General features: G+C 46.8%; 1 protein-coding gene. It reads left to right on the top strand.

Annotated features, from left to right (window positions below; all coding sequences use genetic code 11):
- Positions 1–35 precede the first annotated feature (35 nt).
- A partial coding sequence (locus tag ACOJTG_RS00035) for an ATP-binding protein (RefSeq protein WP_420151921.1) occupies positions 36–2,827 on the top strand: 2,792 nt, incomplete at its 3' end.

The raw sequence follows: 2,827 nt of genomic DNA, 5'->3' as shown, positions 1-2,827 counted from the left end.
GACATTCTTATTACGGCATTGCAAACAGTACAGACGTGTCGGCCCTTCATCAGACTGCTGACGGTACGCTGTGGATCGGCACTCGGTACGGGGGCGTATTTACGCTCAATCTTCAGACCAATACACTGCAATCCGTCCCCGGTTTGCCGGGAGAAACGGATTGGTCTAGCCTTAGTATTGAGAGCATTACCGAAGATCAGTACGGTTTCATCTGGCTGGCTACATTTACGGGTGGGCTCTATCGGTTAAATCATACTAGCAAACAAGGCGTAGTATATTCGGCCGAGAAGCATACCTTACCTACCAACGATTTTACTTATCTGTCTTATGATCCACAGCGTTCCCTCTTATGGGCAAGTACCCGTAATGCTGGATTATTGAAAATTGCCGTCACGCCCCAGTCCATTCGCTTGTTAAAACAGTTTAAACACGAAATCAACAACCTCAATAGCCTCAGCACAGACTATACCTGGCCTTTGTTACAGGGCCGAGGGGGGCAGCTCTGGATTGGTACGATTGGAGGTGGACTGCATCGCCTGTATACCACTTCCAGGGGCGAGGAACGCCTGGAACGCTGGGGGGCGTGGGTTCCAGAAAGCGATATTGAAAGTTTGTTACTCGACGAATCCGGTAACCTTTGGGTAGGCGGGTCCGGTATTTATCAACTGAATCCCCGGACCAAAAAAGTACTTCATTATGACGTAACCGATGGCTTACAGAGCAATTCCTTCAAAATTGGAGCTGCCTACCAGGCTGCCGACCAAACCCTGTTTATGGGCGGTACCAACGGAATTACGTACTTCCGGCCAGAGGCTATTCAAACCAATACCTCACTCCCCAAAATCCAGATTACAGAGCTGCGTATTCATAATCAGCTCATTGCTGTGGGGGATACGCTCAATGGCCGACCTTTGATGCCTGCACCCCTGGCGAATTATTCCTCCATTGAACTTCACTCCAATGAGAACGACTTTTCCATCGAATTTGTGGGATTGCACTACGCTAATCCGCCTAAACAACACTATGCATATCAATTAGTCGGGTATAATCAGGATTGGGTACCCGTGAGTGCCCAACAGCGAACCGCTACGTTTTCTAACCTTCCCGCCGGATCGTATACGTTTCAGGTGAAAGCCAGCAATGACGACGGTGTCTGGTCCAAACAACCCTTTACGTTGTATGTAACCATTTTGCCTCCCTGGTGGAAAACCTGGTGGGCCTACTTGCTTTACCTGACTGGCATTGGCGTAGCCTTTCTGCTGTATCACCGCAATAGTCTTATTCAGCAGCGGCTAAAAAGCGAATTAACGCTGGAACATTACAAGGTTGAAAAAGAAAAAGAGCTGACAGATAGTAAGTTACAGTTTTTCACGAACGTTTCTCACGAGTTACGTACCCCTCTTACGCTAATTCTCGGACCGGTCGAAGAGTTGGCGGCCATGAGTCATGAGCCCATTCATCAGGTTAAGGATAAAATTATGCTCATGCACCAGCAGACCCATAAACTACTGGAGCTGGTAAATGAGCTCATGGACTTCAGAAAAGCAGAATCAGGCCGTATTCAATTAAAAGTTACACCCACGAACATCGTACCCTTTTTAACGGAAATATTTTTGATATTCAAGCTGAAGGCTGAAACGCTACACCTGGAATATACCATTGATGTTCCCCAACAAGATATTTTCCTGTACATCGACCGGACTAAGCTGGAATCAGTGGTGGTTAATTTACTTTCCAATGCCTTTAAGTATTCGTCCAAAGGTGGTTCCATTCAGCTTATGGTCACACTAATGGGCTCATCGGACCATCCGGCCGTGTACGACGAGCAACATCTAACGAATCATTATCTCCAGATTGCTATACACGATCGCGGCGTAGGTATGAATACGACCGAGATGAGTCAAATCTTTAATCCCTACTATCAGGCCACGCACACCGAGTCGATTCAGGTAATGGGAACGGGCATTGGGTTATCACTGGTAAAAAAATACGTAGAAGCCCATCAGGGAGAAGTGCTGGTTACCAGTCAACCGGGAGCCGGGACCACCTTTCTTCTGCGGCTACCCTTTGGCAAAGCACACCTTGATGCAGATACCCTTTGTAAAATACCCGCAGAAGCCCAAATTACTCGGGTAGAACCTACGCGTTCAACACCGACAACCGACCCCGAAAAAAGCTTTTCAGAAGCCCCCCTTCCTTACTCGGCTCATCTGCTAATTGTTGAAGACAATGACGAATTACGGAAGTATCTATACGATTCCTTAGCTAAAACTTATCAGGTAAGTACCGCTACGGATGGAGTCGATGGCTGGAATAAAACCCTGGAACTACTACCCGATCTGGTCATTAGCGATGTGATGATGCCCCACAGTAGTGGTCTGGATTTGTGTCAGAAAATCAAAAAACATCCCAAAACTCTACATATACCCGTATTTCTGTTGACGGCTCGTGCCACGGCTATGCATCAGTTGGAAGGACTGGAAACGGGTGCGGATGAATACATGACCAAGCCTTTTAATGTAGATCTGTTGCGAACGAAAGTAACCGTTATGCTACGGAATCGTTTTTTGTTAAAGGAATATTATCATCGGCAGCTTTTGCTTCAGCCAACGGATCTCATCATTCCAGATGAACAAAAATGTCTACTGGAAAAAGCCATTACTATCATCGAAGCACACCTCATGGATGCAGACTTTACGGTTCCGGTTTTGGTTCGGCAAATGGGAATGAGTCAATCTTCGTTTTACCGTCAAATTAAGACCATTACTGGGAAAACTGTCGTGGAATTAGTGCGGGATGTTCGTCTGAAACGAGCAGCTCAGCTCTT

The organism is Siphonobacter sp. (assembly GCF_048595215.1).
In the GTDB taxonomy this organism is placed as follows: domain Bacteria; phylum Bacteroidota; class Bacteroidia; order Cytophagales; family Spirosomataceae; genus Siphonobacter.
Note: the sequence above shows the minus strand (reverse complement) of the source record. Positions and strands in the feature narration are given on the sequence as shown.